The 26,343-nt window shown below is 75.6% G+C and carries 23 protein-coding genes and 1 pseudogene; 13 read left to right on the forward strand and 11 right to left on the reverse strand.

Annotated elements, in window-relative coordinates; translation table 11 throughout:
* Positions 1-24: 24 nt before the first annotated feature.
* Positions 25-2,190 carry a glycogen debranching protein GlgX gene (glgX, locus tag ACGH2B_RS04265; RefSeq protein ID WP_399084300.1) on the forward strand — a complete coding sequence of 722 codons (2,166 nt, stop codon included), beginning with the start codon at positions 25-27 and terminating at the stop codon, positions 2,188-2,190.
* 255 nt (positions 2,191-2,445) lie between these two features.
* Here the strand turns inward: glgX and ACGH2B_RS04270 are convergent, their stop codons facing one another.
* A complete protein-coding gene (locus ACGH2B_RS04270) occupies positions 2,446-2,991 on the reverse strand; it encodes an FHA domain-containing protein (RefSeq protein ID WP_399084302.1) in 546 nt (181 codons plus the stop codon).
* 370 nt (positions 2,992-3,361) lie between these two features.
* On the opposite strand from ACGH2B_RS04270, the gene ACGH2B_RS04275 reads away from it, so the two are divergent.
* The 3 genes from ACGH2B_RS04275 (at position 3,362) to ACGH2B_RS04285 (ending at position 6,931) form a co-directional block, all read left to right on the forward strand.
* Positions 3,362-4,891: a PucR family transcriptional regulator gene (locus tag ACGH2B_RS04275; RefSeq protein WP_399084305.1), complete on the forward strand. Its 1,530-nt coding sequence runs from the start codon at positions 3,362-3,364 to the stop codon at positions 4,889-4,891.
* 448 nt (positions 4,892-5,339) lie between these two features.
* Positions 5,340-6,275, forward strand: a complete 936-nt coding sequence (locus tag ACGH2B_RS04280) for a metallophosphoesterase family protein (protein ID WP_399084307.1) — start codon at positions 5,340-5,342, stop codon at positions 6,273-6,275.
* Positions 6,272-6,931 carry a 4'-phosphopantetheinyl transferase gene (locus tag ACGH2B_RS04285; RefSeq protein ID WP_399084310.1) on the forward strand — a complete coding sequence of 220 codons (660 nt, stop codon included), beginning with the start codon at positions 6,272-6,274 and terminating at the stop codon, positions 6,929-6,931. Before ACGH2B_RS04280 ends, ACGH2B_RS04285 begins: the two co-directional genes overlap by 4 nt.
* Positions 6,932-6,979: 48 nt before the next feature.
* Here the strand turns inward: ACGH2B_RS04285 and msrB are convergent, their stop codons facing one another.
* The 4 genes from msrB to ACGH2B_RS04305 form a co-directional block, all read right to left on the reverse strand.
* The gene (gene msrB / locus ACGH2B_RS04290; protein ID WP_399084312.1) at positions 6,980-7,387 is read right to left on the reverse strand and encodes a peptide-methionine (R)-S-oxide reductase MsrB; all 408 of its coding nucleotides are present in this window, start codon (positions 7,385-7,387) and stop codon (positions 6,980-6,982) included.
* Between the two features lie 14 nt (positions 7,388-7,401).
* Positions 7,402-8,799 (reverse strand): UDP-N-acetylmuramate--L-alanine ligase, encoded by a 1,398-nt coding sequence (murC, locus tag ACGH2B_RS04295; protein WP_399084315.1) that lies wholly within the window; start codon positions 8,797-8,799, stop codon positions 7,402-7,404.
* Between the two features lie 113 nt (positions 8,800-8,912).
* Positions 8,913-9,551: a response regulator gene (locus ACGH2B_RS04300; RefSeq protein WP_399084318.1), complete on the reverse strand. Its 639-nt coding sequence runs from the start codon at positions 9,549-9,551 to the stop codon at positions 8,913-8,915.
* On the reverse strand, positions 9,548-10,723 hold the full coding sequence (locus ACGH2B_RS04305; protein WP_399096696.1) for a sensor histidine kinase: 1,176 nt from the start codon (positions 10,721-10,723) through the stop codon (positions 9,548-9,550). Before ACGH2B_RS04305 ends, ACGH2B_RS04300 begins: the two co-directional genes overlap by 4 nt.
* Positions 10,724-10,963: 240 nt before the next feature.
* Here ACGH2B_RS04305 and ACGH2B_RS04310 point away from each other — a divergent pair, with 240 nt between their 5' ends.
* Positions 10,964-12,031, forward strand: coding sequence for an ABC transporter permease (locus tag ACGH2B_RS04310; RefSeq protein ID WP_399084321.1), 1,068 nt, complete (start codon positions 10,964-10,966; stop codon positions 12,029-12,031).
* Positions 12,028-12,735, forward strand: coding sequence for an ABC transporter ATP-binding protein (locus tag ACGH2B_RS04315; RefSeq protein WP_399084324.1), 708 nt, complete (start codon positions 12,028-12,030; stop codon positions 12,733-12,735). The genes ACGH2B_RS04310 and ACGH2B_RS04315 overlap by 4 nt, the downstream gene beginning before the upstream one ends.
* On the opposite strand, the gene ACGH2B_RS04320 is transcribed toward ACGH2B_RS04315, so the two are convergent.
* Both ACGH2B_RS04320 and ACGH2B_RS04325 read right to left on the reverse strand, forming a co-directional pair.
* Positions 12,686-13,159 carry an indole-3-glycerol phosphate synthase gene (locus tag ACGH2B_RS04320; RefSeq protein WP_399084326.1) on the reverse strand — a complete coding sequence of 158 codons (474 nt, stop codon included), beginning with the start codon at positions 13,157-13,159 and terminating at the stop codon, positions 12,686-12,688. The two genes, ACGH2B_RS04315 and ACGH2B_RS04320, sit on opposite strands and share 50 nt — an antisense overlap.
* 163 nt (positions 13,160-13,322) lie before the next feature.
* The gene (locus ACGH2B_RS04325; protein WP_399084329.1) at positions 13,323-14,147 is read right to left on the reverse strand and encodes a pyrimidine reductase family protein; all 825 of its coding nucleotides are present in this window, start codon (positions 14,145-14,147) and stop codon (positions 13,323-13,325) included.
* 68 nt (positions 14,148-14,215) lie between these two features.
* On the opposite strand from ACGH2B_RS04325, the gene zapE reads away from it, so the two are divergent.
* On the forward strand, positions 14,216-15,328 hold the full coding sequence (zapE, locus tag ACGH2B_RS04330; RefSeq protein WP_399084332.1) for a cell division protein ZapE: 1,113 nt from the start codon (positions 14,216-14,218) through the stop codon (positions 15,326-15,328).
* Between the two features lie 111 nt (positions 15,329-15,439).
* On the opposite strand, the gene ACGH2B_RS04335 is transcribed toward zapE, so the two are convergent.
* Both ACGH2B_RS04335 and ACGH2B_RS04340 read right to left on the reverse strand, forming a co-directional pair.
* Positions 15,440-16,108, reverse strand: coding sequence for an ABC transporter (locus tag ACGH2B_RS04335; RefSeq protein ID WP_399084335.1), 669 nt, complete (start codon positions 16,106-16,108; stop codon positions 15,440-15,442).
* Positions 16,105-17,118, reverse strand: coding sequence for an ATP-binding cassette domain-containing protein (locus ACGH2B_RS04340; RefSeq protein WP_399084338.1), 1,014 nt, complete (start codon positions 17,116-17,118; stop codon positions 16,105-16,107). Before ACGH2B_RS04340 ends, ACGH2B_RS04335 begins: the two co-directional genes overlap by 4 nt.
* 159 nt (positions 17,119-17,277) lie before the next feature.
* Between ACGH2B_RS04340 and ACGH2B_RS04345 the strand changes: the two genes are divergently transcribed.
* The 6 genes and pseudogenes from ACGH2B_RS04345 (at position 17,278) to ACGH2B_RS04370 (ending at position 23,921) form a co-directional block, all read left to right on the forward strand.
* The gene (locus ACGH2B_RS04345) at positions 17,278-18,033 is read left to right on the forward strand and encodes a peptidyl-tRNA hydrolase (protein ID WP_399084341.1); all 756 of its coding nucleotides are present in this window, start codon (positions 17,278-17,280) and stop codon (positions 18,031-18,033) included.
* Between the two features lie 486 nt (positions 18,034-18,519).
* Positions 18,520-19,182, forward strand: coding sequence for a LysE family translocator (locus tag ACGH2B_RS04350; protein ID WP_399084344.1), 663 nt, complete (start codon positions 18,520-18,522; stop codon positions 19,180-19,182).
* A 148-nt stretch (positions 19,183-19,330) separates the two neighbouring features.
* Positions 19,331-20,834 (forward strand): annotated as a pseudogene (locus tag ACGH2B_RS04355) (DUF692 domain-containing protein).
* Between the two features lie 5 nt (positions 20,835-20,839).
* Positions 20,840-21,226 carry a TIGR04222 domain-containing membrane protein gene (locus ACGH2B_RS04360; protein WP_399084347.1) on the forward strand — a complete coding sequence of 129 codons (387 nt, stop codon included), beginning with the start codon at positions 20,840-20,842 and terminating at the stop codon, positions 21,224-21,226.
* Entirely contained in the window at positions 21,172-21,858 is a 687-nt protein-coding gene (locus ACGH2B_RS04365) for a hypothetical protein (protein WP_399084350.1), read from the forward strand. The genes ACGH2B_RS04360 and ACGH2B_RS04365 overlap by 55 nt, the downstream gene beginning before the upstream one ends.
* Before the next feature lie 338 nt (positions 21,859-22,196).
* On the forward strand, positions 22,197-23,921 hold the full coding sequence (locus ACGH2B_RS04370; protein ID WP_399084353.1) for an alpha/beta hydrolase: 1,725 nt from the start codon (positions 22,197-22,199) through the stop codon (positions 23,919-23,921).
* A 71-nt stretch (positions 23,922-23,992) separates the two neighbouring features.
* Here the strand turns inward: ACGH2B_RS04370 and hemQ are convergent, their stop codons facing one another.
* Entirely contained in the window at positions 23,993-24,721 is a 729-nt protein-coding gene (hemQ, locus tag ACGH2B_RS04375; RefSeq protein WP_399084356.1) for a hydrogen peroxide-dependent heme synthase, read from the reverse strand.
* 11 nt (positions 24,722-24,732) lie between these two features.
* Positions 24,733-26,190: a protoporphyrinogen oxidase gene (gene hemG / locus ACGH2B_RS04380; protein ID WP_399084359.1), complete on the reverse strand. Its 1,458-nt coding sequence runs from the start codon at positions 26,188-26,190 to the stop codon at positions 24,733-24,735.
* Between the last annotated feature and the right edge of the window lie 153 nt (positions 26,191-26,343).

A 26,343-nucleotide genomic window follows, 5' to 3' on the forward strand; every position in this document is an offset into this window, starting at 1 on the left:
CGACGAAAAGGTGGAAGCCGCCGCATGCAGGTCTGGCCGGGACAGCCGTATCCACTGGGCGCCACCTACGACGGCGCCGGAACCAACTTCGCGGTCTTCTCCCGAGCCGCCCGCCGCATCGACCTGTGCCTGCTGCACGACGACGGGAGCGAGAGCGCCGTCGAACTCCGGGAGGCCGACGCGTTCGTCCGCCACGCCTACCTGCCCGGGGTGGTGCCCGGCCAGCGCTACGGCTTCCGCGTGCACGGCCCCCACGACCCGGCCCGCGGCCACCGCTGCAACCCCGCCAAGCTGCTCCTCGACCCCTACGCACGCGCCCTGAGCGGCCGGATCGACTGGAACGAGGCGGTCTACGGCCACCACTTCGGCCGCCCGGACTCCCGCAACGACCTGGACTCGGCGCCGCACACCATGGCGTCGGTGGTGGTCAACCCGTACTTCGACTGGGGCGACGACCGGCCGCCGCGCACCGCGTACCACGAGACGGTGCTCTACGAGGCGCACGTCAAGGGCCTCACCATGCGCCACCCGGACCTGCCCGAGGAGCTGCGCGGCACCTACGCGGCGCTGGCGCACCCGGCGGTCATCGGGCATCTGACGCGGCTTGGGGTGACCGCGCTGGAGCTGATGCCGGTGCACCAGTTCGTCCAGGACCACCGGCTGGCGGACGCCGGACTCACCAACTACTGGGGCTACAACACCATCGGGTTCTTCGCCCCGCACCACGCCTACGCGTCCTGGGGTGACCGGGGGCAGCAGGTGCTGGAGTTCAAGACGGCGGTGCGGGCGCTGCACCGCGCGGGCATCGAGGTGATCCTCGACGTCGTCTACAACCACACCGCCGAGGGCAACCACCTCGGCCCCACGCTCTCCTTCCGGGGGCTGGACAACGCCTCGTACTACCGGCTCGCGGAGGACCGGCGGTACTACACGGACACCACCGGTACCGGGAACTCCCTGTTGATGCGCAGCCCGCAGGTGCTGCAACTGATCATGGATTCGCTGCGGTACTGGGTGCGGGAGATGCACGTCGACGGGTTCCGGTTCGACCTCGCGGCGACGCTGGCGCGGCAGTTCCACGAGGTGGACCGGCTGTCGTCCTTCTTCGATCTGGTGCAGCAGGACCCGGTGGTCAGCCAGGTCAAGCTGATCGCGGAGCCCTGGGATCTCGGCGAGGGCGGCTACCAGGTGGGCAACTTCCCGCCGCTGTGGACGGAGTGGAACGGCAAGTACCGCGACACGGTGCGCGACCTGTGGCGCGGCGAGCCGCGCACCCTCGCCGAGTTCGCCTCCCGGCTGACCGGCTCCTCGGACCTCTACCAGGGCGACGGCCGCCGTCCGATCGCCTCGGTGAACTTCGTGACCTGCCACGACGGCTTCACCCTGCACGATCTGGTGGCGTACGACGAGAAGCACAACGAGGCCAACGGCGAGGACAACCGCGACGGGGAGCACGTCAACCGCTCATGGAACTGCGGCACCGAGGGGCCGACCGACGACCCCGGCATCCGGGCGCTGCGGGCACGCCAGATGCGGAACCTCCTCGCCACCCTGATGCTGTCCCAGGGCGTACCGATGCTCTCCCACGGCGACGAGTTCGGCCGCACCCAGCACGGCAACAACAACGCGTACTGCCAGGACAGCGAGGTCTCCTGGGTGCGCTGGCCGGAACCGGAGGACACCGAGGAGCACGAGCTGCTGGCGTTCGTCCGGCAGCTCGTACGGCTGCGGCGAGCGCACCCGGTGTTCCGCCGCCGGCGGTTCCTCCGGGGACGGCCGGTCCCCGGGTCCGAGGACGGCCTGACGGACATCGCGTGGTTCACCGCCGACGGGACGGAGATGGGACCGGACGACTGGGAGTGCGCGCAGGCCAGCTCCCTGACCGTGTTCCTCAACGGCGCGGCGATCTCCGAACCGGGCCCCCGGGGCGAGCCGATCACGGACGACTCGTTCCTGCTGATGTTCCACGCCCACCCGGAGGAGCGGGAGTTCACGGTGCCGCCGGGGCATGGGCGGCGGTGGCGGGTTGTGGTGGATACGGGGCGGGTCCACGTGGGGGCCGGGGGGAGCAGTACGGACGGGGCGAGTGATGCCGGTGCCGAGGCCGCTGGCGCTGTGGTGAAGGCCGGGGGCCGTTTGATGTTGGCCGGGCGGAGTTTGGTGGTGCTGGAACGGCCTGCGGAGGGGTGACGGGGCGTTCCCGCGCACGCGGGAAGCACAGGTGGTGCAGCGCAACCGCCCGGTCCTGGATGGGGCCATCCCCGCCCACGCGGGAAGCACGCGGCGCCGCCGATCGGTCTCACGCTCGCCCGTGGGCCATCCCCGCCCACGCGGGAAGCACACTGCCTGACCTGCGACTCTCCCCGGGAAGGGCTCACCCCTCAAGCACTCTTCACCGAGTCAGGCATACCGGTCATCGCGCCGATTGTCCGCGGCATCACGCCATCACCGCTCCGTCAACACATAATCCATGTTCCCGAAGCTGATGTGATCGCCGGGCCCCACCGGGACCTCGCCGACGACCCGGAGGCCGTTGACGCAGGTGCCGTTGGTGGAGCCGAGGTCGCGGAGCATCCAGCCGCTGCCCTCGCTGCGGAGTTCGGCGTGGATGCGGGAGACCGTCTCGTGGTTGAGGCGCAGACCGGCGCCGGGGGCCCGGCCGATGCTCAGCGGGATCGGGCCGGGCACCGGGAGCATCAGCTTCGGCAGCCGCTCCGTGCGCCAGGCGCGGCGGATCCGCAGGTGGAACGCCGAGATGCGGCCCACCGCCCGCAGCAGCACGCCCTGGACCCGGCCGCGGCTCTCCAGGTCGGCGGTGGCCAGGGAGAGTTCGGAGTGCTGCTGCGCGGTGAGAACCAGCTCCAGCCGGCGCAGAAAGGTGTCCTGCGACAGCCGTCCCTCCGCGGCGCCCTCGCGCAGCAGATGCAGCGCACGTTCCCGGTCCGCGTCCGACGGGCGCGTCGGTCGGGCGGGGAAATCGAGCGAAGTCATGCGGTGAATTCTGCGGGGCGGGTGACCCGCTGTCCAGGCGAGGTGGCCGTTCCGGCCGCTCCGGGCCCGTCCATGACGTCGTACCAGGTCCGCCCGCCCGGCAGCGGTGCGCGCGGCCTCGCCGGGCTCGCCCCGGTACACCCCGGTACGGGGGGCGCGCCCGCGATCCGCCCGGCCCGGGGCGCCGCATCCGGGGCCGGAGGAGAACGGCGCCCCGCCACCGGCCGCGAAGAGACGCGGTTCCTGGCCCGGTGAACGGCATCGGGGCACGGGCCCCGCCACCGGGCGCGAAGGGGCGCGGCCCCACACCGCGACGGCGCGTACGGACGCTCGCGCGCCCCCGCCCGCACCGGTGACGGAGACTGTTCCCATGCCCCTGCGTATCGCCGATCTGCTGGCCCGGACGGACCTCGCGCTCTCCCCCGGCTACGACGTGCCGCCGCCGCTGCGGGAGCGTGCCATCGAGGCGGCGACCGTCTCCGACCTGCTGCGGCCCGGTAAATGGCTCCAGGGCGGCGAACTGCTGATGACCATCGGGCTGCTGCTGCCCGGCGACGCGGCCGGCTGCCGGGAGTACGTGCGGGACGTCGCCGGGGGCGGCGCCGCGTGTCTGGCACTCGGTCTCGGGCAGGGGCTGCCGTACCAGGAGGCGCCCCGACCGCTGATCGACGCCGCACGGGAGGCGGGGCTGCCGCTGCTGACCGTCCCGGACGGGGTGCCGTTCATCGCCGTCACCAAGGCGGTCTTCGCGGCGCGGGCCGAGGAGCGGCGCGCGGCGCTGCAGCGGTCCTTCGCCACCCAGCGGCGGCTGACCGCCGCGGCGGTCGGCGGCGGACTGCCGTCCGTCCTGCGGGAGTGGACCGCCGCCACCGGGGTGGGCGCCGCCGTCCTCGACCCGTTGGGCCGCCCCCTGGCGACCGGCGCGTCCCCCGGGGACGACGTACCGCCCCCGGACGCGGCCCGCGAACTGCTCGACCGGGTCGCGGCCCAGGGGCTGCGCACCAGCGCCACCAGCACGGCGGACGGGCACCATCTGGAGGTGCAGCCGCTCGGCGCGCGGCGGCTGCGCGGCCTGCTGCTGCTCACCGGGCGCCCGGACGGCGCCGCCCGCGCCGTCGTCCCCGGTCTCGTCTCCCTGCTCTCCCTGGAGCTGGAGCGGCGCCATCTGCGGGACGAGCCGGAGCGCCGCCGCCGCTCGGCGCTGCTGTCCGAACTCCTCGCCGACGACGGGCCGACCGCCGAACGCGCCGGTGAGCTGCTCGTTTCGGCGGGCCTGGCGGCCGGGCGGGTGCGGGGCGTCGCCGTCGAGGCGCCGGGCGGGCCGGACGAGGCGGCGCGGGCGGCGGCCGCCCAGGACCTCGCCGCCGATCTGGCGCTGGCGCTGCCCGGGGGCCTAGTCCGGGTCCGCGGCGGGGTGGTCGAGGCGGTGACCGGGGAGGGGTGCGAGGTGCGCGAGGTGCTGGGGCGGTTCGCGGCGGGCCGCCCGGCCGGGATCGGGCCGGCCACCGCCCCCGCGTCCGTGCGGGTGTCGCTGCGGCAGGCCACCGGGCTGCTCGGCGTCAGCCGGGCCACCGGCGAACCGGCCGAGGCCCGCGCCTCCGGCACCAGCCGCCTGCTGCTGGACCTCGGTGACCGGCCGACGCTGCTCGGCTACGCCGACACCGTGCTGGGCCCGCTCGACCTCGACGACCACGGCGCGGAGCTGGTGGCGACCCTCACGGCGTGGCTGGAGACCGGCGGCGCCTGGGACGCCACCAGCCGCCGCCTCGGCGTCCACCGGCACACCGTCCGCAACCGCCTCGACAAGGCCATGACCCTCACCGGACGGCACCTCGACGACCCGGACGACCGCTTCGACCTCTGGCTCGCCACCCGCATCCGCCGCGGCACCGCCCCGTAGCGCCCGGCCACACGCCCGCGGCGACCGGCCCGCCCCGGGGCGTACGGAAACCCGCTCCCCCGGAGGGCGGCCGTACGGGCGCGGCCACAGTGGCACCCGTACGGACACGGCCACCGGCGGCAGCCGTACGTCTCCCCCGGCGGCAGCCGGAACACACCGGCCCGCCCCGGGGCAGCCGTACACCTCCTCCCGGGTACGGCCGTGCGCCCCGGCCCGCCGAAGGACAGCCCACGCCCAGGAGCAGCCGTGGACACATGGGCGGGAGCCCGGGGGTGACAGCCGCACGCACCCGGGCCCGCCGGTACACCCCGCCCCGCCCAGTGACAGCCGCACGCCCCGGAATTCCCCCCGACCGGCCCCGGGACCGCTCCGCCGGTCCGGGGCGACGCGCCCCGGCCGCACCGGGAGGCCCTTCCCTCCCCCGTGCCCCACGGTCTTTACTGCGCAGGTGACTTACGAGATCCGCGCCACGGGCCCGCTGCCCCACGCCCCCGACCGTCCCCGGCCCGCCGACGGCCCCGGCACCCCGGGCGGCCGACCCGGCAAGCTCGTCGCCGTCAGTGACCTGCACGTCCGGTACGACGAGAACCGCGAGATCGTCGAACAGCTACGGCCGGAGTCGGACGCGGACTGGCTGCTGGTCGCCGGCGACATCGGCGAACAGGTCGCCGACATCCGCTGGGCCCTCGCCCTGCTCCGCGACCGCTTCGCCCAAGTGGTGTGGGTCCCCGGCAACCACGAACTGTGGACCCCGTCCGACGACCCGGTGCGACTGCGCGGCCAGGCCCGCTACGACCACCTGGTCGGCATCTGCCGGGAGCTGGGCGTCCTGACCCCCGAGGACCCGTACCCGCTCTGGGAGGGCGACGGCGGCCCCGCCGTCATCGCCCCGCTCTTCCTCCTCTACGACTACACGTTCCGGCCGCCCGGCACCCACGACAAGGACTCCGCCCTCGCCGCCGCCCACGAGGCCGGCGTGGTCTGCACCGACGAGTACCTGCTGCACCCCGACCCGTATCCGACGCGCGACGCCTGGTGCCGGGAGCGGCTCGCCGTCACCGAGGCACGGCTGAGGGAGATCCCCGAGGACCTGCCCACCGTCCTCGTCAACCACTTCCCGCTGATCCGTGAGCCGCTGCTGCCGCTGCGCTACCCGGAGTTCTCCCTGTGGTGCGGCAGCGAGGCCACCGCCGACTGGCCGCGCCGCTTCCGCGCCCGGACCGTCGTCTACGGCCATCTGCACATCCCGCGCCTGCTGACCTGCGACGGCATCCCGCACCAGGAGGTGTCGCTGGGCTATCCGCGCGAATGGCGGCCACGGGCGAAGCAGCCGGGCCGCCCGGTGCAGATCCTGCCGCCGGTGACCGCCGGGGTCCCGGCATGATCGAGAAGCTGCTGCCGCCGCCGATCGCGACCGCCGAGGCGTTCGCGGACCGGCCGCTGGACGAGATGTTCCCCGAGGAGCGGGCGGCCGTGGCCCGCGCCGTCCCCTCCCGCCAACTGGAATTCGGCACCGTACGGGCCTGTGCCCGCGCGGCGCTGGCGACGTTCGGCATCCCCCCGGCGCCGCTGCTGCCCGGGGCCGACCGGGCGCCGCGCTGGCCGGAGGGGCTGGTCGGCGCGATGACACACTGCACCGGCTACCGCGCGGCGGCCGTCGCCCGCGGCACCGACGTCCGCTCCGTCGGCGTGGACGCGGAGCCCAACGAGCCCGTCCGCGACCCCGGCGTCCTCGGCCTGATCACCCTGCCCGAGGAACGCGCCGCGCTGCCCGCGCTCCAGGCGGCCCAGCCGGAGATCCACTGGGACCGGCTGATCTTCAGCGCCAAGGAGAGCGTCTACAAGGCGTGGTACCCGCTCACCGGCCGCTGGCTGGGCTTCGAGGACGCCGCCCTCACCCTCGACCCCACCGACGCGTCGTTCACCGCCCGGCTGCTGGTCGACGGCCCCGAGATCGACGGACGGCGGCTGACCGCCTTCCACGGCGGCTGGCTCGTCGCCGACGGCTTCATCGTGACGGCGGTGACGGTGGAGCGCTGATACCGGCGGGCCGGGCACGCTCCACCGGAGCCCCGGCCCGCCCCGGCGTCAGTCCCCGTCCGGCGTCAGCCGCAGCGATATGGAGTTGATGCAGTACCGCTGGTCCGTGGGGGTGGGGTAGCCCTCGCCCTCGAAGACGTGGCCGAGGTGGGAGCCGCAGCGGGCGCAGCGGACCTCGGTGCGGACCATGCCGTGCGAGCGGTCCTCGATCAGCTCGACCGCCTCGGAGTCCTTCGGGTCGTAGAAGGACGGCCAGCCGCAGTGGCTGGCGAACTTGGTGGCGGAGCGGAACAGCTCGGCGCCGCAGCCGCGGCAGGAGTAGACGCCCTCGGTGGTGGTGTCGGTGTACTCACCGACGAAGGCGGGCTCGGTGCCCGCCTGCCGCAGCACCTGGTACTCGGCGGGGGTCAGTTCGGCGCGCCACTGCTCGTCGGGTTTGTCGATCTCGTACGGCATCGGGTCTCCTCAGCTCAGCCGGCCAGGCGGGACAGGATCGCGGGGCCGAGGTCGGTGACGTCCCCCGCTCCCATGGTGAGAACGAGATCGCCGGGCTTCGCCATTCCTGCGACGGTGTCCGGGACGGTGGCGCGGTCGGCGACGGCGGTGACCTCGGCGCCGGCGGCGCGTGCCGCGTCGGTGATCAGGGCGCTGGTGACGCCGGGGATCGGGTCCTCGCGGGCCGGATAGATGTCGAGGACGACGGAGGCGTCGGCGAGGGCGAGCGCCTGGCCCATCTCCTTGCCCAGCTCCTGTGTGCGGGAGAAGAGGTGCGGCTGGAAGACGACGAGGACGCGGGCGCCCTCGGCGGCGCCGCGGATGGCCTCCAGATCGGCGGTCATCTCGGTGGGGTGGTGCGCGTAGGAGTCGATGACCTGCACCCCGGCCGCCTCGCCCTTGAGCTGGAGGCGGCGCTTGACGCCCGTGTACGTGCCGAGCGCGGAGGCGAGGTTGTGCGGCGGCAGGCCCATGGCGATACCGGCGGCGAGGGCGGCGACGGCGTTGTGGGCGTAGTGGCTGCCGGGGACGGAGACGGTGAAGGTCAGGATCCGGCCGGTGGCCAGGGAGACGCTGACGTCGCTGGTCAGACCGCGCGGGTTGATCTTGAGGATGCGGACGTCGGCGTCCTTGGACTCGCCGTAGGTGACGACCTGGATGTCGGACTTCCCGGCGATCCTCGCGGTCAGCTCACGGGCGCCGGGGTGGTCCGAGGAGATCACGAGCGTGCCGCCGGGGCGGATGCGGCCGGCGAACGTCTCGAAGGACTCGTAGATCTCGTCCATCGAGGCGTAGTTGGCGTGGTGGTCCAGCTCGACGTTGAGGACGATGGCGACCTCGGGGGCGTACTTGTGGAAGCTGCGGTCGCTCTCGTCGGCCTCGGCGACGAAGATCTCGCCGGAGCCGTGCTCGGCGTTGGAGCCGGGGGCGTCGAGGTCGCCGCCGATGGCGTACGACGGCTTCAGGCCGAGCGAGGTCAGGGAGACGGCGAGCATGGAGGTGGTCGTCGTCTTGCCGTGGGTGCCGGCGACGGCGATCGGGCGGACGCCGTCCATCAGGGCGGCCAGCGCGTCGGAGCGGTGCACCACCGGAATGCCGCGCTCGCGGGCGGCGGCCAGCTCCGGGTTGTCGTCGCGGATCGCGGAGGAGACGACGACGGCGGTGGCGTCCGCGGCGAGGTGGTCCACGGCGTGGCCGATGTGGACGGTGGCGCCCAGCTCGCGGAGGGCGGCGGCGGTCGCGGACTCCTTGGCGTCGCTGCCCGCGACACGGGCGCCGCGCTGCGCGAGGATCTTGGCGATGCCCGACATACCGGCTCCGCCGATGCCGATGAAGTGCGGTCGGTCCATCGAGGCTGGGATGGCGGCTGCCATGGGTGACTCCCTGATCGTCGCGGCTGACGTGCCCGTCGATTCTCGCACCCGCCGGTGACAACGCGTGTCCGGCCGCTCCGCGCCGCGGCCGACGGGCGGCGGATCCGTCCGGCTCAGCGGCGGATCAGACCGCGCGCCGTGGCGGCGGCGACCGCGGCGGTACGGGAGTCGACGGCGAGCTTGGCGTAGATGTGCACCAGGTGGGACTTGACGGTGGCCTGGCTGAGGAAGAGGCGCTTGCTGACCTCGGCGTTGGACAGGCCGTCCGCGACGAGCTGGAGGACCTCCGTCTCGCGGCGCGACAGGGCGGCGGCGCCGTCGCGCACGCGGTCCATCAGGCGCAGCGCGACGGTCGGCGCGAGGGCCGATCTGCCGGCCGCCGCGGTGCGGACGGCGGCGGCCAGTTCCTCGGGCGGGGCGTCCTTGAGGAGGTAGCCGGTGGCGCCCGCCTCGATGGCCGCGAGGATGTCCGCGTCGGTGTCGTAGGTGGTCAGCACGAGGACGCGGGGTGCGCCGGGGCGGGCGGTGATGGCGGCGGTCGCCTGGGAGCCGCGCATCTCGCCGCCGAAGCGGAGGTCCATGAGGACGACGTCGACACCGGGCCGCGCGGCGAGGGTGACGGCCTCCTCGGCGGTGGGGACGTCGGCGACGACCGCGAAGTCCGGTTCGGTCTCCAGGACGGCGCGCAGTCCGGCCCGTACGACGGGGTGGTCGTCGGCGAGCAGCAGCCGGATCGGGGCGGGGGCGGTCACGGGGCGGGCTCCTCGCTGCGGGCCGCGGTGTCCGCGGGGGCGGGCGGCAGGGGCAGGGTGACGGCGACGGCGGTGCCCTCGCCGGGGGCGGATTCGACGGCGAGGGCACCGTGCAGGGCGCGGGCGCGGGCCCGCATGGCGGCGAGGCCGAAGCCGGTGCCGCCGGCCGTGGCCGTTCCGGCGGGCGGCAGGGCCGCGGGGTCGAAGCCGGCGCCGTCGTCGACGACGTCCAGGGCGACCTCGGTGTCCATGTAGCTCAAGGTCAGCTCGGCGCGGCGGGCCCCGGCGTGCCGGACGGTGTTGGCGAGCGCCGACTGCGCGATGCGCAGCAGGGCGGCCTCGTGCGGGACGGGGAGTTCGGCGGGGGTGCCGGAGACCTGGCAGTGCACGGCGAGGCCGGCGCGGGCGGTGGTGGCGCAGAGCCGCTCCAGCGCGGCGGGCAGGGAGCCGGTCTCCAGGTCGGGCGGGGTCAGTTCGCGGACGAACCGGCGGGCCTCGGCGAGGTTGTCGACGGCGGTGGCACGGGCGTGGACGACATGTCCCAGCGCGGACTCCGGGCGCGCGGGCAGGGCCCGCTCGGCGGCCCGCAGCAGCAGTTGGATGCTGGACAGGCCCTGCGCCAGCGTGTCGTGGATCTCCCTGGCCAGGCGTTCGCGTTCGGCCAGCACCCCGGCGGCGTGTTCGGCGGCGGCCAGTTCGCCGCGGGTGGCGGTCAGCTCCTCGACGATCCGGCGGCGCTGTTCGCTCTCCCGGTAGAGGGCCTGGTAGCCGAGGACGACGGCGACCGCGACGGCGGCGCCCAGCACCGGTCCGATGACCGTACCGACGCCCAGCGCCCCGGTGTGGAGCGCGAATCCGGCGACGGCGGCGAGCGTGGTGACGGCGACGGCGGGCAGTCCCCAGCGCGGCGGCAGCAGGTGGAGCTGGACGAAGAAGAGCGGGAAGGCGAGCCAGACGCCGTCCTGGGTGAGCGCCAGCAGCACCAGCCAGACGGCCGCGACGAGCGTCAGCCACAGGGCCGCGGCGCCGCTGTGCGGGCGGACCCGGGGCAGCAGCGGGCCGGTGACGTACGCGCCGAGCAGGACGGCGGAGACGGCGACGACGGCGGCGGGGTGCGGGCCGCCGCCGACGACGGCGCGGGCGGCGGCGAGCGCCAGCAGCGCCGCCACCATCAGGTGCAGGCAGCTACGGAGCACCCGTACGACGGGGGTGAGGGAGGGGTCGGTCACGATTTCTCCAGGTTAAGCACGGCGCCGGGCAGCGGCATCAATCGAAAGGTTGAGCGGGGGAAGCACCTTTCGATCCGGGGGAACCGCTCCGGGGCGCGATGCCGCGGGGCGCCCCCGGGCGGGACGGTGGAGCCACCCGCCGGGCAGTGGGCCCGGCCGCCGGAGATGCAGAGGGATGGGGCCGTGTTCGTCGCCTTGAGGGACCTGAGATTCGCGCGGGGCCGGTTCGCCCTGATGGGCACGGTCATCGTGCTCATCACGGTGCTGGTCGGCCTGTTGTCGGGGCTGACGGCGGGGCTGGGCCGGGAGAACACCTCGGCGATCACCGCGCTCCCCGCCGACCACCTGGTGTTCTCGGAGCCCGCCGACGGCGGCGCGGTCTCGTTCACCGACTCGCGGCTGTCGCCGGGCACCGTGGCCGGCTGGTCCGCGGTGCCGGGTGTGGCGCGCGCCGAGCCGCTGGGGATCTCCACCACGAAGGCCGAGGCGGGGCGGCGCACCGCCGCCGTGTCGGTCTTCGGCGTCCGGCCGGGCTCGGCGCTCCTCCCCGGCGGCGCGAAGGTGTCCGGGGGCGGCGCCGTGCTGTCACGGAAGGCCGCCGAGGAACTGGACCTGGCACGCGGCGACACGGTGACCCTCGGCGGCCGCCGGATGCCGGTCGCCGCCGTGACGGGCGCCGCGATGTACAGCCACACGCCGGTTATCTGGACGACGCTGGACGCCTGGCGGGCGCTGCCCGGCGGCGGGGACGGCGCGACGGTGGTGGCGCTGACCGCCTCCGGGGCCGATCTGGCCGCCGCCGACGCGCGGCTGGGCACCACCACGGTGACGTCCGCCGCGGCGCTGGAGGGCATCGGCTCGTACACCGCCGAGAACGGTTCGCTGCGGCTGATGCGCGGGTTCCTGTTCGCCATCTCGGCGCTGGTCATCGGCGCGTTCTTCACCGTCTGGACGATTCAGCGCAGCGGGGACGTGGCGGTGCTCAAGGCGCTCGGCGCGTCCACCGGGAAGCTGCTGAAGGACGCGCTCGGCCAGGCCCTCGTCCTGCTGGTGCTGGGGACGGGCGTGGGCGCCGCGCTCGTCGCGGGGCTGGGCGCGGTGGTCGGGCGGGCGGTGCCGTTCGTCCTCGATCCGTCGACGGTGCTGGTCCCCGCGCTGATCATGATCGCGCTGGGTGCCGCCGGCGCCGCCCTCTCCATCCGCCGCATCACGTCCGTGGACCCGCTGACCGCCCTGGGAAGTGCCCGATGAGCCTCGAACTGACCGATGTCACGCTGACCTACCCGGACGGCGACGCCCGGCTGACCGCGCTGGACCGGGTCTCGCTGACCGTGCCCGCCGGGACCCTGACCGCGGTGATCGGGCCGTCCGGCTCGGGCAAGTCCTCTCTGCTGGCGGTGGCCGCGACGCTGATCACGCCGGACAGCGGCCGGGTCGCGCTCGCCGGACGGGACACCACCGGGCTGGGCCGCGCCGCGCTGACGACGCTGCGCCGTACCACCGTCGGCACCGTCTTCCAGCAGCCGAATCTGCTGCCGTCGCTGACCGCCGCCGAACAGCTCCAGGTGATGGCGCACCTCGACGGGCGCCCGCCCCGCGCCGCGCGGCAGCGGGCCCGGGAGCTGCTGGCGGCCGTCGGTCTGGAGGGCCAGGCGGACAAGCGGCCGCATCAGCTCTCCGGCGGTCAGCGCCAGCGCGTCAACATCGCGCGGGCGCTGATGAACGACCCGGCCGTCCTGCTGGTGGACGAGCCGACCAGCGCCCTCGACCACGCGCGCGGTGCGGCGGTGCTGGAGCTGCTGACCACGCTCACCCACCGGCGCGGTACGGCGACGGTGCTGGTCACGCACGACCGGTCGCATCTGGCGGCGGTCGACGCGGTCGTCGAGGTGGCGGACGGGCGGCTCAGTCCTGCGCCTGGGAGTCGTCTTCCGGGGCGTGCGAGAACAGTTTGAGGACCGGCACGCCGACCTTGTGGCGGGCGCGGGAGGCCCAGTCGCGGTGGAAGAACTCCTCCACGAAGTGGGGGGTGGTCAGCACGATCACCTCGTCCGCGTCCGTCTCGTCGACGATGTCGCGCAGCCGGTCCAGCGGGTGCCGTTCGGCGACCTGCCCGGTCGCCTCGGCGCCGGTGGCGCGCAGCGCGGCGAGGGTGTGCGCCAGCGCGCGTTCGGCGGGGGCGTCCGCCGCGTCGCCCTCCGGTTCCTCGCCCTCGCGGACGGCGTCGTCGAACTCGCCCAGGGCGACGTCGTCGATGGCCCGCAGCAGCAGGTCCTGCGCGCCGCGCGGCTGCATGAGGACGACGAAGGAGACCGGGTCGTCGCCGTGCAGCGTCGTGACGAACTCGACGTCGGCGGGCGTCAGAGGCTTCTCGATCATCAATACGCTCGTGAACACGACGGACGCCCTTCTTCATCTTCTTCCGGGACACCGCATGCCGCGGCACCCCACAGAACCATCCTGCCCCCGCCGTCACACGGGGCCTGCTGGCTCTAAGTGTGCCCAACGGAAGCTAAGCGGAACGGGTAATTCCGCATGATTGTCAGCTCCGACGGTATCGGGTGAACAGGAACCCGGCCTCCTCCAGTACGGACGTCAGGGCGAATCGCTCCGGGACGGCCACCGCCGGGCCGCCCATGATCCGCGGCGCGTCCCCCACCGCGACGACCGGCGCCAGCGACAGACACATCTCGTCCAGCACCCCGGCCGCGGCGAACTGCCCCAGCAGCGACGGCCCGCCCTCGGTCAGCAGCCGGCGGTGCCCCCGCGCGGCCAGCACCCGCGGGACCCGCGCCGGATCGACGCCCTGCCCCTCCCCCGCGAACAGCACCTGGGCCCCGGCCGCCCGCGCCGCGGCCACCCGCTCCGCCGGGGCCCCGGCGCCGGTGACGACGAGCGTGGGCACCAGCGGCCCGGTGAACAGCGGCAGGGTGAAGTCCAGACCGAGACCGGCGGTCACCACGGCGACGGCGGGGGCGGGCCCCTGCCCTGCGGCGGCCCGGCGCGCGGCGAACGCCTCGCGCGCGCGAGCCGGCCGGTACCCCTCCTGCCGAACCGTTTCCGCCCCGACCACGACCGCGTCGGCCAGCGCCCGCAGCACACCGAAGATCCGCATGTCGGCGGCGCCGGAGAGCGGCTGGGAGCGGCCCTCGTGGTGAGCGGCGCCGTCCAGCGACGTGACCATGTTGGCGCGCAGCCAGGCCGCTCGCCCGGCGCGCAGCGGATCGCTCTCGTCCGGGTAGGCGTAGGCGTCCGCCAGCTCGTCGAGCGTCCACTCCCGGTCGGCGGAGACGTCCGGGCCCGCGGGCGCTGCGGACGTGTCCGGGAGGGCGGGGGCAGGGGCGGGGAGGGGGTACAGGCGTCGCATGGGCGGCAGTGTGACATGGCTCGCCCGGCGGCCCGGGACCCCCCGCGGAGCGACTAGGCTGGAGCGCTGTGTCGCCTTCCCAGCCCTCGTCCTCCCCGTCCGCGCCGATAGCCGAAGCGGCCGACGGCGCCGACGCCGCGCCCGCCGCGCTGACCTCCCGCGCCCCGCACGTCCCCGCCGACCGGCTGGTCGCCGAGATGGTGCCGCCGCCGCGCTTCCAGGGCGCCCGTTTCGACACCTACATCCCGGACGCGAAGCAGCCCAGCCAGGCCGAGGCCGTGACCGTGCTCAGCGCCTTCGCGGCGGGCATCGGCGGCGCCTCGGCCGACGGCGGCAAGCGCCGCTGGTTCGCCAGGAAGCCCGCCGCGTCCAAGGGCCCGCGCGGCGTCTACCTGGACGGCGGCTACGGCGTCGGCAAGACCCACCTGCTGGCCTCCCTGTGGCACGCCACCGACGCGGCACCCGAGCGCAAGGCGTTCGGCACCTTCGTCGAGCTGACCAACCTGGTCGGCGCGCTCGGCTTCCAGCAGACCGTCCGCACCCTCGGCGACCACCGCCTGCTGTGCATCGACGAGTTCGAGCTGGACGACCCCGGCGACACGGTGCTGGTCTCCAGCCTCCTCGCCCGGCTGGTGGAGTCCGGTGTGGCGCTGGCCGCGACCTCCAACACGCTGCCCGGCAAGCTCGGCGAGGGCCGCTTCGCCGCCGCCGACTTCCTCCGCGAGATCCAGGGCCTGAGCGCCCACTTCCGGCCGCTGCGCATCGACGGCGAGGACTACCGCCACCGCGGTCTGCCCGAGGCACCCGCCCCGTACGACGACGAGACCGTCACCCGCGCCGCGTACCGCACGCCGGGTGCCTCGCTCGACGACTTCCCCTCCCTCCTGGACCATCTGTCGAAGGTCCACCCCAGCCGTTACGGCGCGATGTGCGACGGCATCCGGGCCGTCTGCCTCACCGATGTGCAGGCCGTACCGGACCAGTCCACCGCACTGCGTCTGGTGGTCCTCGCCGACCGGCTCTACGACCGCGAGGTGCCGGTGATCACCTCCGGCAAGGCGTTCGACGAGCTGTTCAGCGAGGAGATGCTGCGCGGCGGCTACCGCAAGAAGTACTTCCGCGCGATCTCCCGCCTCACCGCCCTGGCCCGCGACGCGGGACCGCTGGTCACCGGGGCGTAGCCCCCGGGCCCGGTTCCCACGGGGGCCAGGTGTCCGCGGCGAGGTGCGCCGTCGACCGCGGCGCCGGAGCGAGGCCCGCACCAGGCGCCGCGCTCCGTCGCCGGGCGGACGTCAGCCCCGGCGGGCGGCGAGGCGGCAGACGGCCGCCACCGCCGCGGCGGATATCGGTATCGCGGCGGCGAGCGGGAGCCACGGCATCTCCGCCGTGCCGGTCGCCGATCCCATGACCAGCCCCCGGACCACCGCACCGGCGGGCGAGAAGGCCGGGACGACCAGCAGGACGCAGCCCAGCAGCCCGGCGCAGACCGGCCACGCCGTGCCGCGCAGCACCGGCCGGTTGCACACCGCCCCGGCGGCGGTGCCCAGCAGGAGGCAGACCACGGCGGCCGCCAGCCCGCAGGCCGTCGCCGGAAGCAGGTCCACGGTGACCTGGTGGTCGTTGGAGCGGGGGTCGGAGAAGAGCGCGACGAACGCCGTCCCGGCGAGCGCGGGCGGCAGCGCGGCGAGGGCGGCCGTCAGCACCGCCGCGAGATGCGCCCGGCCCGGCCCCACCGCCGCCGCGAGGCAACTGCGGGCGGCGGGCGGCTCGTTGGTCATACAGACCCGGGTCAGCCAGATCGTCAGTGGCAGCAGCGCCGCCGCCGCGAACCCGAAGGCGTCGAGAACGGGGCTGCCCGTCCCGATCCCGACCACGAGGAACCCGGCGTACAGGATCACCGGCGGCAGCCAGCGGTGCGAGCCGAGCAGCAGAGCCGCCTGGTAGCGGAGCAGGGCGATCACCGGTGGTCTCCTTCCGGCCGGTCATCGCCGGTGGTGACCAGGGCGACGGGGCGCGCCGGGGCGGAGCGGTCCGTGGCCCCCGGAGCGACCGCGTGGTGCGTCGCGCCGTCCCCTTCCCCCGCCCCGTGGACGGCCCCGCCACCGGGCGGCCCCTCCGGTGGCGGCTCCGCCGGGGCGGTCACCGTACGGATGTGCCACGGGGGACGGGCCGTCAGCAGGGCCCGCAGCAGCGCGTCGGAGCAGGCGGCGGGGACCGTCAACCGGACCGCGCCGTCCGGCTCCCGCACCCGGGCGGGCCGTCCCGGCAGCTTCTCCGGCAGCTCCGTTCCGGCCCCCGGCGGCTCGGCGTGGACCGTCACCCGGGGGCCGGTCACCGAGGCGGCTTCCGCCGGGTCCGGGGGCGGCGCGGGGCGCAGCCGTCCGTCGGCGATGCGGTGGCAGGCGTCGGCCGCGCCGGCCAGCCGCCGGGGGTCGTGGTCGACGAAGAGGACCGTCCCGCCGTCGGCGACCCGTTCGGTCACCGCGCGGTCCAGCTCGGCGCGGGCCGCGGCGTCCAGGCCCGTCCACGCCTCGTCCAGGACCAGCAACTCCGGTGCGGCGAGCAGCGCCTGGGCGACCGCCACCTTCTGGCTGGTGCCCTTCGACAGCGCGGACAGCGGCGTCCCGGCGTGCCCGGCGGCACCGAACCGCTCCAGCCACACCCCGGCCGCCCGCGCCGCCGCCGGGCCGCGCAGTCCGTGCACCCGCCCCAGATGGGTGAGGTAGCCGAGGGCCGTGAACGGCAGGGCGGGCGGGAACCGTTCGGGGACGTACGCGGTGCGTGGGCGGCCGCGGATCCGGCCGGTGGTGGGCCGGTCGATACCGGCGCACAGCCGCAACAGGGTGGACTTCCCGCTGCCGTTGGCCCCCTCGATCCGTACCAGCGTGTGCTGCGGCAGATCGAGGTCCACCCCGCGCACCACCCACGGCCCGCGCGGTCCGTATCGCCTGCCGACATCGTCCAGTCGCATGTCCTGCCCCCTCGCCGCGGCGCGCTCCCCGCGCGCTTCCACCGTGCCAACGGCGACGGCCGCGGTACCGTTCCCCGGACCTGCGCACCCGGTGGCGGGCCGCCGAAGGCGTTCCGTCCGGCGCGCGGAAGCCGCCGGACGGGCTGGCACACTGGGCGGATGACCAGCACCGAAGCCCACGGCGCCCCGGAGCCGACCGCCGTCGGGGCGCACGTGAGGAGCGCCGCCGACCGGGACGCCGCACCGCAGTTCGTCCTGCCGCTCGTGGTCCGCATCGAGCGGGCCGATCCCCCGGCCCGCACCGACGCCCTGGAGACGGCCGCCCGCGCCGTGCTGGCGCTGCTCTCCGACGAGCGCGCGGACGGCGACGGCGAGTGGGCCGCGGCGGTACGGGACTGGCAGGACGCCCGGATCCGCAAGGTGGTGCGCCGGGCGCGCGGCGCCGAGTGGCGGCGGGCCGGGGCGCTGCCGGGCATCACGGTCACCGGGGAGCGTGCCGAGGTACGGGTCCATCCCCCGGTGCCGCTCGACGGCTGGCCCAAGGACCTGGCCCGTCTCCAGGTCTCCGGCACCGAACTGGACGACCCCGGGCCGCCGCCCGCACCGCCCGCCGGCGATCCGGTGCTGTGGCTCAACCCCGGCCTGACGATGTCCGCCGGCAAGTCCATGGCCCAGGCCGGACACGCCGCCCAACTGGCCTGGTGGGAGCTGTCCGCGCCGGAGCGCGCCGCCTGGCGGGACGCCGGTTTCCCGCTCTCCGTACGGACCGCCCCGGAGGACGCCTGGGACACGCTGACCCGCAGCGGCCTCCCGGTGGTGCACGACGCGGGCTTCACCGAGATCGCCCCCGGGCCGACGGTGGTGGCGGAGGGGGGCACGCGGTACTGTCCGCTGCCCGGATCACGGCGCCCGTAGGCGAGGGGCTTCCCCTACGCCGTCACCGCAGGCCCGCCCGGCCCGGATGCGCACCCGCCCGGGGCCGGGGCGCGGCCGGTCGGCCGCTGCCGCCATCTGCGGCCCTCGTGACGCGGCCCTCGCCGCCTCCCCGAGATGCATCCCTTGCGCGGGTCCCGTCGTGACCTCGTGGCTCGCATCGCTGACGGGGCCGGTGGCCGTGGGCACGTAAGCCCCGCGAGAAGGCCGCGCACGCCGCCCGGCCGTCGGATCCGGCCGCACCCGGCGGCCCGGCCGTACCGGGTCGCGGGGCAGGGCACCGGCCGTACCAGGTCGCGGGGCCCGACCGCACCGGGGCGCAGGGGCCGAGGCCGATACGTCGCCGCCCCGGGTCGCACAGGTACTTTCCGGCCATCGCGGGGCCGCCTCACCGAACGGGCCGTACCGGGGTGTGCCGAGGCCCGGCCCCCCTGAACCCGCCGCGCCTCCGCCCCGTACCGTTATGGCGTGTTCACGTCTCTTCTGGGTTTCACCGCCGTTGCCGCGTTGCTGACCATTTCGCCGGGGCCCGATTTCGCCGTCGTGCTGCGGACCGCGCTCGGTTCGGGGCGGCGCGCGGCGTTGTGCGGTGCGCTCGGGATCGCGGCGGGGTGCTTCGTCTGGGGGCTGGCCGGGGCGGTGGGGCTGACGGCGATGCTGTCCGCGTCCCAGGCGGCGTACGGCGTGCTCCGGGTGGCCGGGGCGCTGTATCTGATGTGGCTGGGGGCACAGGCGCTGCGGGCCGCGCGGCGCGGCCGGACCGCCCCGGGGGCGACGGCCCCGGACGTCGCCCGGGAGACGGTGGACGGTGCGGGCACGACGGGTCTCACGCCGCTGCGGGCGTTCCGGACGGGGCTGCTGACGAACGTGCTCAACCCCAAGGTCGGCGTGGTCTACCTGTCGCTGCTGCCGCAGTTCATCCCGCACGGCGCGCCGGTGGTGGCCACCACCATGCTGCTGGTGACGGTGCATGCCGCACTGGGCGTCCTGTGGCTGGGCACCCTCGCCTGCGCCGTCCACCGGGCGCGCGCCTTCTTCCACCGCCCCCGGGTACGGCGGCTGCTGGATCAGGCCACCGGCGGTGTACTGCTCGCCCTGGGCGCGGCCACCGGGTTCGAGGCCGCCCGCTGAGCGCGGGCACCGGCGCGTACGGCCGGTCCCGGCGGGGGACGCCACCGCGCGGAGAAGCTCAAATCCAGCTCTGAAAGCGGTGCGCACAGGGTTCGGCGGACATCACCGGGGCGAGGTACCGGTGCGTACGCGGTGCAAGGGGGAACGCATGGAACGCCTGGGAACGGGCATCGGCTGGCGGCCGGAAATCGCCACGGAGATCGCGGGGTTCGAGGGGCTGGACTGGGTCGAGGTGGTGGCCGAGAACCTCTGTCCCGGTCATCTGCCGCCGGAGCTCGACGCACTGCGCGCCCGGGGCCTGACGGTGGTCCCGCACGGGGTGTCGCTGGGGCTCGGCGGCGCCGAGCGGCCCGACGAGGGGCGGCTCGCGGCGCTCGCCGAACGCGCGGTGGCCCTGGACGCGCCGCTGGTCACCGAGCACATCGCGTTCGTCCGCGCCGGGGGCCCGGCGACCGGTGCGCCCCGGCTGGAGGCGGGGCATCTGCTGCCGGTGCCGCGCACCCACGACGCGCTCGACGTGCTGTGCGCGAACGTACGGATCGCGCAGGACGCGCTGCCGGTGCCGCTGGCCCTGGAGAACATCGCGGCGCTCATCGCCTGGCCCGGGGAGGAGATGACCGAGGGGCAGTTCCTGACCGAGCTGGTCGAACGGACCGGGGTGGGGCTGCTCATCGACGTCGCCAACCTGCACACCAACCACGTCAACCGGGGCGAGGACCCGGCCGCCGTCCTGGACGCGCTGCCGCTGGAGGCGCTCGCCTATGTGCACGTCGCGGGCGGGGTGGAGCGCGACGGCGTCTGGCACGACAGCCACGCCCATCCGGTGACCCGTCCGGTGCTGGACGTCCTCGGGGCACTCTGCGCGCGGACGGTGCCGCCCGGGGTGCTGCTGGAGCGCGACGAGGACTTCCCCGAGGCGGGCGAGCTGGCCGGGGAACTGACCGCGATCCGCGCGGTGCTGGAGGGGGCCCGGCATGACGCGGCGGCCTGACGGAGCCACGGACCGGGGGCGGCCACCGGCGGCCACCGAGGGCGCCCCCGGCCCGGCGCGCGCCCCTCTGACCGCCGCACCCGCTACCGGAGGGGAGACCGCCACCGGGGGCGGGCCCGGCTCCGGCGGCCGGTCCGGCTCCATACCCGTCTCCGGGACCACACCCCCTGCCGCCGCCCCCGCGAACGCCCCCGTCCCCCCGGACGCGGACGCCGCCGAGGCGGCACGTGAGCGGCTGGCGCGGGCCCAGGAAGAGCTGCTGGCGGCGCTGGTCGCCGGGGCGCCGCCGCCGGCGGGCTTCGATCCCGTACGGCTGGAGGTGCAGCGGCGGGCGCTGGCCGCCAAGCGGGCCGCGGTGATCGCGAAGGTCGCGCCCGAGCTGCCGGAGATCCTGGGCGCGCAGTACCGCCCGGCGTTCCTCGGCTACGCGCGGGGGCGCCCGCTGACCGGCGGGTACCGGCGCGACGCCCTGGACTTCGCCGCCCATCTGCTGGCGCGGGGGCTGCCGGACGACCCCGGGGCGCGGGGCCGGCTCTCCCGGTGGTGGCAGGACCGCGCCGGCCCCCGCCCGCCCGGTACCGGCCCGCTGTCCCGGCTCTTCCGCACCCCCCTGCTCTCCCGACTCCTGCGGGCCGCCCGGCCCGCCGCACACCGGAGGTGACCGCCGTGTCCTTCGTTCTCTGGGCCTACCTGGTGCCGGCCCTGTCCTCGGTGGGCCTCATCGTGGCCACCGTCCGCGGGCGGCGTCCCCGGAACAAGATCCGGCTGGTGGACGCGCCCACCCACGACGTGTGGGAGATCGCGTTCCTCGGCGGCGGCCCCGCGCGTCTGGTGGACGCCGCCCTCGCCGCGCTGCACGAGGACGGCCGGGTGGCCGTCGGCGAGCCCGGGGTGGTGACCGTACTCCGCGACGCGCCGCGCGACGCCGTCGAGGCGGCCGTGCTGAAGGCCGCGGCGGCGACGCCCGGCGGTGCGCTGGTCGCGGTGCGGCGCGGGCGATGGCCGACCCCGCGGTCCAGGAGGTCGGCGACCGGCTCGCGGAGCGCGGACTGATGCGGCACCCCAGGAGCGGGCGGACCGCCCGGGTGTGGGCGAACCTCCAGATGGCGGGCGTCGTGCTGCTGCTCATGGGCGCCCTGCTGGCCACCGCGACCGGGCACCTCGACACAGGCGCGGCCGAGGTGCCCACCGTGGTGGTGCTCGTGCCCGGCGTGGTCCTGGCGCTGGTCGTCGCCGGGATCTGCAAGCAGGGCGGACGGGCCCGGCTGACCGAGGCGGGCCGGCTCGCGCTGCGCGCCGCCCGGGCCGTCAACCATCCGCCCGCCGCCACCGGCATGGTGCTTCCCGCGGCGCTCCTGGTGGCGATCGGCAGCGCCGCGCTCCTCACGGACGAGGTGCTGCGGGAGCAGCTCGCCCAGGCCCAGACCGCGATGGCCACGAGCGGTACGTCCTCGTCCGGCGGCGGGAGCACCTGGGTCGACCAGTCCGCGCAGCCCGCCTGGTGCGGCGGGTCCGACGGCGGATCGAGCTGCGGCGGCTCCCACCACCACGGCGGCGGCTCCTCGTGCGGCGGCGGTTCGCACCACGGCGGCTCCTCCTGCGGCTCCTCGCACCACGGGTCCTCCTGCGGCTCCTCGTGCAGCAGCGGTTCCTCCTCCTGCGGCTCCTCGTGCGGCGGCGGCTGAGCGCGGACACGGACCACGAGGGCGGGCGGCGGCCGGGGCTTCCGGCCGCCGCCCGCCCGGTTTCCATGCACGGCCGCGCCGTGCCGGACGGGCCGGCGGGCGCGGAGAGCGTCCGGCCACAGGGCTGCTCCGCCCCACCGCCGCCGTGCGGGCCCGCGCCGCCCCCAGGCACCGGCATCCGGCGCCACGCCCGGCCCTCCACTCGTCCGGGGTATAGCGGGCAACACCGCGGCCCGGTGCTTTACTTCACCGGTCACCGCCCCAACCATCCCTTTTGTATGCACGTATGCGGCACGCGCGCGGCCGCCCGCGTGCCGGGCACGACGAAGGGACGGTCCGTGAGGGCACTCGCGTTGTACGGAACCATCGGGTCGCTCCTGCTGGGCGCCCTCGCCACCGCTCCGGCGGACGGCGCCACCGGCGCGTCCCCCGCGCCACCCGCGCCCCTCGCACGCCCCCTGACCTTCGGACGCTGCGCCCCGGTCGAGCACCTGCCGTCGGATGTCCAGTGCGCCGCCCTCACGGTGCCCCTCGACTACACCCGTCCCCAGGGCAAGCAGATCAAGCTGACCGTCAGCCGGATCCGGGCCACCGCGCCCAAGGAGCGGCAGGGCGCCCTGGTCTTCAACCCGGGCGGGCCCGGCGGCTCCGCGATGTCCTTCCCGCTCTACGGGAAGCTGCCCGAGTGGCGCCGGACCGCCCGCGCCTACGACTTCGTCGGCTACGCGCCGCGCGGCGTCGGCCGGTCGGCGCCGCTGTCCTGCCAGGACCCGAAGGCGTTCGCCAAGGCCCCTACGGACAGCCAGACCTACCCCACCGAAGCCTTCAAGCGGCAGAAGACCGCGCAGGCGGCGGCGTACGCGCGCGGCTGCGCCCGGCGGGCCGGCGCCGACCTGCCCTTCTACAACTCCGTCAACAACGCCCGCGACCTCGACATGCTGCGGGCCGCGCTCGGCGAGCGGAAGCTGACGTTCATGGGCGCGTCCTACGGGACCTACTTCGGCGCCCTGTACGCCACGTTCTACCCCGGGCACGTCCGCCGGATGGTCTTCGACAGCGTCGTCGACCCCGACCCGCGGCAGATCTGGTACCGCGACAACCTCGCCCAGAACGTCGCGTTCCAGGGCCGCTGGCGCGACTGGCTGCGCTGGGTCGCCCGCCACCACACCGCCTACCACCTGGGCACCACGGAGCAGGCGGTGCAACGCGCGTACGACACGGCGCGCGAGAGGCTGCGACGCCACCCGGCGGGCGGCACGGTGGGCCCGGCGCAGCTCCAGTCGGCGTACCTGACCACCGGCTACAACGACGCCTACTGGCCGCGCCGGGCCCAGGCCCTGTCGGCGTACCTGCGCGGCGACGACGGGCCGCTGCGCGACCAGGCGGCGCCCGACCCCGAGGACGCGGTCGCCGAGGAGAACAGCAACGCGGTCTACACCGCCGTCGAGTGCAACGACGCGGTCTGGCCGCGCGATCTGCGCGTCTGGGACCGCGACAACACCGAGGGCGCGCGGGTGGCACCGTTCCAGACCTGGGACAACGCCTGGATGAACCTGCCGTGCGCGTTCTGGCCGGACGCCGCGCGGTCGGCGCGGGCCGGGCTGACCGCCGCGACCGACCACACCGCGGCCCGCGCCGCGGCGGGCGCCCCCGGGACGGACGGCCGGATCGCCGAGGCCGCCCGGTACGAGGCGGCCGTCCGCGCGGCGCAGGCGCTGCCCGGAGGGCACGGCCCGGTGGACGTCCGTACGGCGCCCGGCGCGCTGCCGCCGGTGCTGCTGCTGGCCGCCGAACGCGACGGCGCCACGCCCTACCCGGGTGCCCTCGCCCTCCAGGGGCGCCTGGCCGGCTCGTCCCTGGTCACCGAGCGGGGCGCCGGGACCCACGGCATCGCGTACGGCCCCAACACCTGCGTGAACGCGCATGTGGAGGCGTATCTGCTGCACGGCACCGTCCCCGGCCACCGGGTGTACTGCGCGCCGCGCGCCGAGCCGAAGCCGGGCGACCGGGCGCGGACCAGGAAGCGCGCCGCCGCGCCCGGGGGCACGGCAGCCCGCCCGTAGGCGCACCGGACACGACGACGGCGGGCCGCCCCGGGTGGGGCGGCCCGCCGTCGTCGTGCGGGGCGGCCGGATCAGGCCAGACCGGCGACCAGTTCCGCGACCGGCTTGCGGCGGCCGGTGTAGAACGGCACCTCCTCGCGGACGTGCAGCCGCGCCTCGGAGGCGCGCAGGTGCCGCATGAGGTCGACGATGCGGTACAGGTCGTCCGCCTCGAACGCCAGGATCCACTCGTAGTCGCCGAGCGAGAACGACGGCACGGTGTTGGCGCGGACGTCCGGGAAGCCGCGGGCCATCTTGCCGTGGTCGGCGAGCATCTTGCGGCGCTCGTCGTCGGGGAGCAGGTACCACTCGTAGGAGCGGACGAACGGGTAGACGCTGACGTAGTCGCGGGGGCGCTCGTCGGCGAGGAACGCCGGGATGTGCGACTTGTTGAACTCGGCGGGGCGGTGCAGCGCCATGTTGGACCACACCGGGGTGAGGGCACGGCCCAGGCGGGTGCGGCGGAAGAGGTTGAACGCCTCCTGGAGGGCGTCCGAACTCTCCGAGTGCCACCAGATCATCACGTCGGCGTCGGCGCGCAGCCCGGAGACGTCGTACGTACCGCGGACCACGACGTCCTTGGCGGCGAGCTGCTCGAACAGCTCCTCGACCTCGTCGGCGTACCCGCCGCGGTCCTCGGGGAGGACGTCCCGCAGCCGGAAGACCGACCACAGGGTGTAGCGGATGGTGTCGTTGAGGTCCTTCGCCTTCTTGCCGGCGTTCTGTGCCCGGTCGGCGGCGGGGGTGGAAGCGTCTGTCATACCGACCATTCTCACTCGGCTGCGGAGAAGTCCGGCGTCCGGGTCTCCAGGCCCGCGAGGATCTCGTCGGCGGCCCGCCGCGCCGAGGAGATACACGCCGGAATACCGACGCCGTCGTAGGCAGCGCCGCAGACCCGCAGCGCCCCGGGGAGCGCCGCGCGGACGCGGGCGACGCGGTCCGGGTGGCCGACGAAGTACTGCGGCAGGCCACCCTCCCAGCGGGTGACGGCGGAGGCCACGGGGCGGGCGGCGAGGCCGGTGGCCGCACCGAGGTCGGCGAGGGAGAGCTCCACCAGCTCGGCGTCGTCGCGGCCCAGCAGAGCGTCGTCGCCGTAGCGGCCGACGGAGGTGCGCAGGACGAACAGCTCCGGGTCGGCGTCGGCGATCCAGCCCCACTTGCGGCCGGCGAACGTCGCCGCCTTGATGCGGCGCCCGTCCACCGGCGGGACGAGGAAGCCGCTGCCCTCCGGCATGCCCGCCGCGTCGGCGCGGCGGAAGGCCATCGTGATCAGCGCCATCGAGGCGGATTCGACGGCGGCCAGCTCGGTGGCGGCCGCCGGGCAGTCGTCCCGCAGCAGCCGCGCCGCGGGCCCGGCGGGCGCCGCCAGGACCACCGCGTCCGCCGCGAGCGTGCGCTCGCCCGTCACGACGTGCCAGCCGTCGGCACCGCGGCGGCGCAGCGCGCGGACCGGGGTGTGCAGCGCGATCTCGCCGCCGGCGGCGCGCACCGCGTCGGCGACGGCGCCGGGCAGGGTGCCGATGCCGCCGTCGATGCCCATGAAGACCGGCCGGTCGGCGGGAAGGTCCCGGGCCGCCTCGGCGGCGCGCTCCTGGAGGGCGCGGACCCCGGCGGTCAGCGACCGTGTCGAGCGGGCCGCCTCGAAGAGCTGCGGTACGGCGGCGCGCATCGAGATGCGGTAGGCGTCGCCCGCGTAGACGCCGCCGAGCAGCGGTTCCACGAGCCGGTCGACGACCTCGCGGCCGAGCCGTTCGGCGACGTACGCGCCGACCGCGACGTCCTCGCCGACGGCGGTGCGCTCCAGGGTCGTGTCGGCGGCGATGCGGTCGAGGCCCTCGGGCGAGAGCACGCCGGAGGCGGCGAGGGGGGTGAGGTCCCCGGGGACGCCCATGATGTGGCCCTTGGGCATGGGGCGCAGCGCCCCGCGCGTCCAGAGGGTGGCGGAGGCGGTGGCGGGCGGCTGGAGGCGGTCGCCGAGACCGACGGCGCGGGCGAGGTCCACGCCCTCGGGCCGCCGCGCCAGCATCGACTCGGCGCCCAGATCGACCGGTACGCCCGCGATCTCCCCGGCCCGCAGCTTGCCGCCGAGCCGCCCGGACGCCTCCAGGACGGTCACCTCGGCGCCGCCCTCGAGGAGGCGGTGCGCCGCGGCGAGGCCGGCGATCCCGCCGCCGATGACGACCACATGGCGGCCGGCGGTCCGGCCCGTACTGGTGTGCGCTGCGCTCATGCCCCCACTCTCTCAGAGCGCTCCGGGACGTTGGCCGAGGACCACGTTGACAGGGCCCGGGGCCCGGCAAAGACTCGGCGGGCGGCGGCCCGGCGCCCGCCCGCGCCGCAGCCGCCCCGCTCAGCTCGCGCGCGCGGACGGCCCGGTCCCCGG

The sequence above is a fragment of the Streptomyces sp. BBFR2 genome (assembly GCF_044497305.1).
Lineage (GTDB): Bacteria > Actinomycetota > Actinomycetes > Streptomycetales > Streptomycetaceae > Streptomyces.

Bases quoted from the DNA above. Each gene is read 5' to 3' on its own strand.
- glgX (WP_399084300.1), top strand. From the start codon at position 25: ATGCAGGTCTGGCCGGGACAGCCGTATCCACTGGGCGCCACCTACGAC.
- ACGH2B_RS04270 (WP_399084302.1), bottom strand. From the start codon at position 2,991: ATGACTTCGCTCGATTTCCCCGCCCGACCGACGCGCCCGTCGGACGCG.
- ACGH2B_RS04275 (WP_399084305.1), top strand. From the start codon at position 3,362: ATGCCCCTGCGTATCGCCGATCTGCTGGCCCGGACGGACCTCGCGCTC.
- ACGH2B_RS04285 (WP_399084310.1), top strand. From the start codon at position 6,272: ATGATCGAGAAGCTGCTGCCGCCGCCGATCGCGACCGCCGAGGCGTTC.
- msrB (WP_399084312.1), bottom strand. From the start codon at position 7,387: ATGCCGTACGAGATCGACAAACCCGACGAGCAGTGGCGCGCCGAACTG.
- murC (WP_399084315.1), bottom strand. From the start codon at position 8,799: ATGGCAGCCGCCATCCCAGCCTCGATGGACCGACCGCACTTCATCGGC.
- ACGH2B_RS04305 (WP_399096696.1), bottom strand. From the start codon at position 10,723: ATGGTGGCGGCGCTGCTGGCGCTCGCCGCCGCCCGCGCCGTCGTCGGC.
- ACGH2B_RS04315 (WP_399084324.1), top strand. From the start codon at position 12,028: ATGAGCCTCGAACTGACCGATGTCACGCTGACCTACCCGGACGGCGAC.
- ACGH2B_RS04320 (WP_399084326.1), bottom strand. From the start codon at position 13,159: ATGATCGAGAAGCCTCTGACGCCCGCCGACGTCGAGTTCGTCACGACG.
- ACGH2B_RS04325 (WP_399084329.1), bottom strand. From the start codon at position 14,147: ATGCGACGCCTGTACCCCCTCCCCGCCCCTGCCCCCGCCCTCCCGGAC.
- ACGH2B_RS04340 (WP_399084338.1), bottom strand. From the start codon at position 17,118: ATGCGACTGGACGATGTCGGCAGGCGATACGGACCGCGCGGGCCGTGG.
- ACGH2B_RS04345 (WP_399084341.1), top strand. From the start codon at position 17,278: ATGACCAGCACCGAAGCCCACGGCGCCCCGGAGCCGACCGCCGTCGGG.
- ACGH2B_RS04365 (WP_399084350.1), top strand. From the start codon at position 21,172: ATGGCCGACCCCGCGGTCCAGGAGGTCGGCGACCGGCTCGCGGAGCGC.
- hemQ (WP_399084356.1), bottom strand. From the start codon at position 24,721: ATGACAGACGCTTCCACCCCCGCCGCCGACCGGGCACAGAACGCCGGC.
- hemG (WP_399084359.1), bottom strand. From the start codon at position 26,190: ATGAGCGCAGCGCACACCAGTACGGGCCGGACCGCCGGCCGCCATGTG.